Annotated in this window: 5 protein-coding genes and 1 pseudogene; all 6 read right to left on the reverse strand. The window is 69.3% G+C overall.

The window, feature by feature from the left end; all coding sequences use genetic code 11:
- On the reverse strand, positions 1 to 160 hold a 160-nt coding region (locus D588_RS25115), incomplete at its 3' end, for a YbaN family protein (RefSeq protein WP_043085540.1).
- A gap of 67 nt (positions 161 to 227) precedes the next feature.
- Positions 228 to 854, reverse strand: coding sequence for a biliverdin-producing heme oxygenase (locus D588_RS0116810; RefSeq protein WP_017916807.1), 627 nt, complete (start codon positions 852 to 854; stop codon positions 228 to 230).
- On the reverse strand, positions 851 to 2263 hold the full coding sequence (locus D588_RS0116815; RefSeq protein WP_017916808.1) for a surface lipoprotein assembly modifier: 1413 nt from the start codon (positions 2261 to 2263) through the stop codon (positions 851 to 853). Before D588_RS0116815 ends, D588_RS0116810 begins: the two co-directional genes overlap by 4 nt.
- Before the next feature lie 189 nt (positions 2264 to 2452).
- Entirely contained in the window at positions 2453 to 3214 is a 762-nt protein-coding gene (locus D588_RS0116820; RefSeq protein ID WP_017907247.1) for a Slam-dependent surface lipoprotein, read from the reverse strand.
- Between the two features lie 85 nt (positions 3215 to 3299).
- Positions 3300 to 6413, reverse strand: coding sequence for a TonB-dependent receptor (locus D588_RS0116825; protein ID WP_017916809.1), 3114 nt, complete (start codon positions 6411 to 6413; stop codon positions 3300 to 3302).
- Positions 6414 to 6539: 126 nt separating this feature from the next.
- Positions 6540 to 6850: pseudogene (locus D588_RS0116830) on the reverse strand (hypothetical protein); the annotation flags it as partial.

Here is a 6850-nt window from a genome sequence, read left to right on the forward strand (position 1 = left end):
GCTCGCGCCACAGGCGCAGCGTCGCGCCGTAGCGCGGATGCGCCAGCAGCCAGGCGTCCAGCCGCGGCGAGGAGCGCGAAAAACAGTACGCTGCCAAGATCAGGAAAATGGTGGTGGGCATCACCGGCAGCACGGCGCCGATCAGGCCCAATGCCAGCATCAGCAGGCCCAGGCCGCACCACAGCGCGCGGCTCAGCTGCACGGTCGCCTCCACGGCGGCATCGGCCTCATCGCGGCGTCGCCGGCAGGTGCAGGTCCACGTACGCCTGCACCTGCGCGAACGCGCTGCGCGCGGCGGCGATCACCGCCTGTTCCTGCCCGGCATCGAGCGCCAGGCGGTCGAGCGCGGCGACGAACTGGCGCCAGTGCTGCGCGCGCCCGTCCTCGTGCCCGGCCAGATGGCGCGCGCCGAACTGCGCGTGCAGGCCCAGTTTCGCCGCCAGCCTGGCCAGGATCGCCGCACCCAGGTTGGAGCCTTCGGCCACGTACAGCCAGCCCAGCGCAGCGACCTGGGTGGGGTGGCCGGCGCTGCCGGGCGCGGTGGCGTGGTCGGCGGGAAGCGCAACGCCCAGGTCGTGCAGGTCGGCCACGAGCGCTGGCAGACGCCGGCGCTGCGCCAGGTCCGGCACCACGCTGGCCAGCACCGGGTTGGCGTAGATGCGCTCCATGTCGCAATGGAACCGGTATTGCACCTGCAGGAAGCGCGCGTAGTTGTCGCGCGAGGCGAACGGTTGCGCGGCCATGATGCGCCGGTCCAGCCGGGTATGCGCCTGCGCGGTGGCGGCCTTCAGGCGCTGCGCGCGGCTCGGCGCGGGGGAGGGGGCGATAACGGGTGGCGACGGCGTGTGCGTCACAGGGCGCGCTCCAGTTTCAGGTTGATGGTGTTGCGCTCGTAGCCGTACAGCCAGTCGACGTTGCTGCGCACGCGGTTGTGGCGCAGCGTCAGCAGCGGCACGAAGCCGCCGACCGCCAGGCGCGGCGCGCGCAGCACCAGGGTGTAGGTGCGCTCGGCATCGTGGCGGCGTGCGCGCAGGACCGCGCTGTAGGCGCCGTAGTCGCGCAGCCGGTAGGAGGCGAACACGGTGGCGTCGATGCCTCCCGGCCATTGCCGCGAACCGCCCAGGCGGACGCCGCGCTGCAGGTACGCCTCGGTGTCCTGCACGGCGGCAGTGTCGCTGGCGTCGACCCCGGCGAACACGGTCCAGCGCGCATCCAGGCTGCGGAAATAGGTGGCCGAGGCGCCGCGCATGATCGCGTCGTAGCTGGCGGCGTAAGCGCGGCGGCGGTAGCGCATGTCCTTCCAGTCGCCTTCCAGCTTGACCAGCGACCGCGGCGACAGGCTCCAACTCCATTCCGCATGCACGCCCCAGGCGCCATACAGCGCCTGGTTGCCCAGCGCGTAGTAATCGAACGAGGGCGCCAGCGCCAGGCTGTGGCGGCCGCTGCGATAGCTGTAACCGGCCTGGGTCAGCGCGGTAAGTTCGTTGTAGGCGCCGTTGTCGCGATAGCTCTGGCCGAACAGCAGCGTGCGCAGGTACAGCCCATGGTGACCGCGCAGCGGCAGGCGCCGTTCGGCGCTGGCATCGTAGTCGGCGCCGAAGGCGACGATCGCCGTGGGCGTGCTGCGGCTGAAGTAGCAGCGCCCTTCCAGCGGCAGCAGGCAGATGGAACTGGCCGAGGTGCGATTGACGTTGTCGCTCCAGGCCGGTCCCAGCGCGAAGGTGCCGTTCCAGTCGCGCCGGTTGGCCAAGGCCTGGCGGAAGCCGGCGATGGTGTTGCGCACACCCTCGGTCCTGGGATCGCCAGCGTCGATCGAGGCGGCAATGGCTGCGAACGCCTGTTCGGCCTCGCGGTCCTGCTGGTCCTCGAACAGCACCCGCGCCAGTTCCAGACGCCCGGGCAGGAAGTCCGGCTGCAACGTCAGCAGCGCGCGGTACTCCCGCTCGGCGTCGCCGTAGCGGCCGCGGTTGCGCGCCACCGCGCCCTGCGCGTAATGCACCAGCAGCGGGTCGCGCTCGGGCAGGGTCAGGTATTCGGCGAGGAACCGCTGCACGGCCGGCCATTGTTTGTTCTGAAGCGACAGGTACAGCGCGCGGCCGACGTCGTTGGCGGTCGGCGCGACGACGTAGGACATGCCGTCGACGACGATGCTCGGTCGCTCGCCGGTGGCCGGCTCCTGCACCAGCGCGCGTTCGCGTTCGAGCGCCTGGCCCTGGTCGCGCTGTTCGAGCAGGCGTCGGGTATCGTCCTGCGCCTGCGCCATCGCGCACGGCGCGGCCGCCAGCCACGCGAGGCAGGCCGTCAGTGCGACAAGCGTGCGTGCGCGCCGTCGGCGCGCGGAAGAAATGCAAGGCATCGAGCAACAGGTGCGAAAGCGGAGCAGGACTGGCATGGTCGTGGCTGGTCCTGCCCGGGTACGGATCGAAAGGCGCGGACGTGCCGCGCAGACGGATTACTGCTTGGCGCCGCCGAAGGCGGTGTCGTACTTCACCCCGGCAAAGTCGGCGATGCCGGCCAGCGCGGCCTGGTTGGCGTAGAACTGGCCGGACACCGCGCCGTTGGCCGCGACCACGCTGCCGGACTGGCGGGCGATGGCGTTGCTGCCGGAGATGCTGGCGTTGCTGTTGATGCTGGCCGTGCCGATGTTGACCGCGAAGCCGGCGTTGTTCTGGATCGAGCCGGTCAGGCGGCCGGTGCCGAAGTTGGCGGTGAAGGTGCCGGTCAACTGGTTGCCGGCGCTGTAGTCGTTGATGCCGACCATGCTGTAGGTGGCGGTGCCGGCGCTGGGCACGCTGCTGTCCGGCTTGTCGCCGACGAAGTACACCGTGTGCGTGTTCAGGCCATCGGCGTTGTCCTTGCGCGAGTACCACTCGCCGAACCATACGTCCTGGCTGCCGACCTGGGAGAAGGCGAACACGCCGAGGTTGTCGTGGCTGCTCGGTGCGCCGCTGTACGGGAAGTTCAGCACCTTGACCGAGCCGACGCCGCCGTACATCGAGAGCCCCTTGAAGTCCACCGGCTTGTCCAGGCCGGTCGAGTTCACCGCGATGCCGGCCTGGCCGGCACGGTGCGGGCCGCCGTTGACGGTGGATTCGCCGACCTTGACGTAGCTTTCGTTGCTCGACTTGCCCAGGAACGGGGCTGCGTGCGCGCTGCCCAGTACGCTGGCGATGGCCAGGCCCAGCAGTGCGGCGTGAGGACGTTTCATGTTCATGCGATGGATCCTTCTGGTTGGTTTGGAACGAGGAAGGACGTCCGTGTCCGGTTCGAATCACACTCCTTGAACGGCGTGCGGGAGATCAGAATCTCCCGGTCATGCTGAGTTTCAGCGTGCGTCCTGGGGCGGCCACCGTGGAGCGGGTGGCCGGGTCGACGTAGTAGCGATCGGTGAGGTTGGTCGCGCCCAGTTCGATGCTCAGGTTCTTGCGCAGCGCATAGCGGGCGTAGGCGTCCAGCAGCAGCGTGGTGCCCCAGGAGAACGGCACGTTGAAGGTGTAGACCAGGCGGCCGTCGCCGCCTTGCACGGAGTTCTCGCGGAACCATTCCAGATCCGGATTGCGATACTGCCGGTAGTAGGTCAGGCGGCTGCCCAGCTCCAGGCGCCGCTGCAACAGGCGCGTGCCCAGCGACCAACTCGCCGACAGCTTCGGCGTGCTCTGGGTGAGCAGGTAGCCGCCGACGAAGCCGTAGTCCACGCAGGTCGGCACGATCCGGCCGCTGCCGATGACATAGCCGTTGTTGCTGGACAGCAGCGCTGCCGTTGTCTCGTCGCAGACTTCGTTCTTCAGCGTGTAGTTCACCCCCAGATCAGTGAACAGGCGGCCGTCGTCGTAGCGGCCCTGCAGCTCCAGGCCGCGGATGGTCTGCTTGTCGATGTTGTCGAACTTGAACTGCGCGTCGCGTTCGATCACGTCGCGGGTCTTGCTGGCGTAGTAGGCCAGCTTGACGTCGGCGGTGGTGTCCGCGCCGAGCAGCGCGCCCAGGTCTTGGACGTAGGCCAGTTCCCAGGTGTGGGCGTGTTCGGGTTTCAGGTCCCAGGGATTGAGCGAGGCGGAGAACGCAACCGTGCTCTCGAACATGCTGGGGAAGCGCAAGGTCTCGCTGTAGCGCAGATACGCCCTGCTGACATCGCTGAAATCCAGCGTCGCCGAGAAGAACGGCATCCAGCCGTGGTCCTTGCGGCGGCGCGCCCTGGCGTCGCCGGTGCTGACGACGGGGCTGGCCAGGCACGTCTGCCCGAGTGTGCCGGGCAGCGCATCCAGCGATCCGTTTAGGCAGGCATTCCCGGCCTTGGTGTAGCGGCCATGCGCATCGGCCTGCCATGGCGCCTTGTGCTGCACGTCGTACTGGGTCGGCACGTTCTGCAGCAGGTCGGCGGCGATGGCGTCGTACTCCTCCTGGGTGATGATCTCCAGGTCCAGCAGTTCGCGATTGCCGGCAAGCTGGTCGGCGATCAACGCCTCGCGCTCGGCCTGGGTGTAGGTCTGGGTGGTGCGATAGCTGATCTCGTAGCCGTCGACCAGCGACTGTCGCAGTTGCCCGGCGTGCGCGGCCAGGAAGTCGTCGAACGCCCAGTACGTGGCGTAGCGCGCGCCGGCGCTCAGCGCCAGCCGCTCGAGCGGCCGCCATTCCACGTTGAAGTAGGCCTGCCGTTCCTGGCGCCGGCCCGCGCGCGGATACATGCGCCAGCCATCGCTGACGCCGAAATAGGCGTCGTCCGAGCGCAGGCGCTCGTGCTGCACGCTGCCGCCGACGCTCAGATCGAGGCCATCGGCCAGGCGGACGCGGTTGCTCGCGGTGAGCCCGGTGCGGTCGTTGCGCGCATTCGCCAGGGCCGTGTTCCTGAGCATCGGGTTGTCAGGCCCTCGCGCATAGTTGGGGAAGCCGCCGGCGGTGTAGGTGGCGCTGGCGGTGTCGGTGCGCCACAGCGTGGCGTCGAGGTCGAGCCAGCGGCTGTCGGCCGGGTGCCAGGTGTAGCGCAGGTTCCAGGCCTGCGCATCGACCCTGCTCAGCGGCCACTGGATCGCAGCGCGGTTCGCCGATTCGATGATCCGCGAAGGCATCACCTCGCCGTAGTGCGAGAGGCTGTCGCGGTAGCCCAGTTGCAGCGCCTGCGCCTCGCTTGGCCGCCAGCCGAGCTTGAACAGCCACGATTCCATCTGGCTGGAGGTATTGGCGACCTCGTCGCCGGGCCGCCAGTAGTTGGCCATCGACAGGATGTAGTCGTCGGCGGAGGAGCCGCGCGAGCGGCTGTAGTAGCCGGCGCCGTGCCTGCCGGCATAGTAGTTGCCGCGGTCGCGATAGGCGTAGGCGGCGAACAGGTCCACGGAGTCGGCGGGGCGCCAGCCCAGCGCCAGACGGTAGGCGAGGTCCTCTCCGGAGAACACGTTGTCGCCGCCACCGCCATGGCGCGGCTGCACCTGCAGGGTGCGATCCTCGTAGGGTGCGTTCGGCGCGTTCTGCGGGAAGCCGGTCACCGTGCGGTAGTCCTGGCCGGTGTGCAGCCGCGGCAGCCGCGGCGCCACCGCGTTGCTGCTGCCTTCCACACGCACTTCGCCGCCGATGCGCTGACCGGTCTCGAGCACGTCGTCCACGTCCAGGGTGTCGATCACCATCGCGCCACCGATACCGGTGGCGACGTTGCGGGTCAGCGACGGTCCCTTGAGGATCTGGATGCCGCCGATCAGCAGCGGATCGATGTAGTTGCGATTGCTGGCGCCGTTGTATCCGCGCCACACGGTCAGCGCCTGCTCGGTACCGTCGATGCTCACCGGCACCCGGCCCGGCCCCTGGATGCCGCGGATGTTGAGATCCAGCGCGCCGCTGTTGCGCGCATCGCCGCTGAACACGCCGGCGACGCCGTTGACCAGATCCGACGGCGTGGCGCCCTTGTAGCGTTCCACCTCGGTGCGACCGATGTACGCGCTGGACAGGTCCAGGTCGTACACCGCGTCGCGGCCGCGCTGGTCGCGGACGTCGCCGCCGGCGCTGCGGTCGTCGCCGGCCACGCGCAGCGTGTCGGTGACGATCGCCCCGGCGGGTGCCGCGGCGCGCTCCAGCGTCATCGCCCGAGTGCCGGTGCGCCGTGCGACCAGGCCGCTGCCCTGCAGCAGGCGTTGCAGCGCCTGTTCGGCGCTGTAGTCGCCTTTCACCGCGGGGGCGTTCGCTCCATCTGTGATCTGGCCGGCGTACAGCACCTGCAGGCCGGTCTGCGCGGAGAGTTTCAGCAACGCCTGCGGCAGCGGCTGCGCCTCCAGATCGATCGCATGGCGGACCGACGCCGCCGTGCTGCCGGGCGCGCGCGGCACCTGGGCCAGGGCTCCGGCGCTGAGCAACATCAGGGTGAGGGTACTGCTGAGCAGGGCGAGACGCGGCGCGGGACGGGGGCGGGCGGTGGAGCGGTGGATGGGCATACGGTCGCTGGGCAGGAAGATATTTGATGAGAACGAAACGCATTCCGTTCTTTCCTGCTTAGACGGGCTCGTCCCGGCCGATCCCCCAGCCGCGACGGCCTGGTCTTGTCCTCTGCCCGGTCTTGTTTATCTCGAGTTCATGCTCTGTGCGTCGGCGGCAGTGGCCGCCTCCGGCGTACGTCCGTGCACGAGGGTGACCACTCCCAGGTCGAGCGCCTCCAGGTTGAGGCTGTCGAGCAAGGTACGCAGCGCGCGCTCGGGGTCGGCGACGTCCAGCGATCCGGAGACCGGCAATGCGCGCAGGCGCGCATCGCGCACCAGGACGCGGTCGTGTCGGTAGCGCGAGAGCTCTTCCAGCACCTGCGCCAGCGGCGTGGCGTCGAACAGCAGTTGCCTGCGTTGCCAGGCGCCGACCGCCAGCGGGTCGAGCGGCGCGA

This window comes from Xanthomonas sp. SHU 308 (genome assembly GCF_000364645.1).
Classification (GTDB): Bacteria; Pseudomonadota; Gammaproteobacteria; order Xanthomonadales; family Xanthomonadaceae; genus Xanthomonas_A; species Xanthomonas_A sontii.

Excerpts from the sequence above, each read along its gene's own strand:
- D588_RS0116825 (WP_017916809.1), bottom strand. The coding sequence starts at position 6,413 with ATGCCCATCCACCGCTCCACCGCCCGCCCCCGTCCCGCGCCGCGTCTC.
- D588_RS0116815 (WP_017916808.1), bottom strand. The coding sequence starts at position 2,263 with ATGGCGCAGGCGCAGGACGATACCCGACGCCTGCTCGAACAGCGCGAC.
- D588_RS0116820 (WP_017907247.1), bottom strand. The coding sequence starts at position 3,214 with ATGAACATGAAACGTCCTCACGCCGCACTGCTGGGCCTGGCCATCGCC.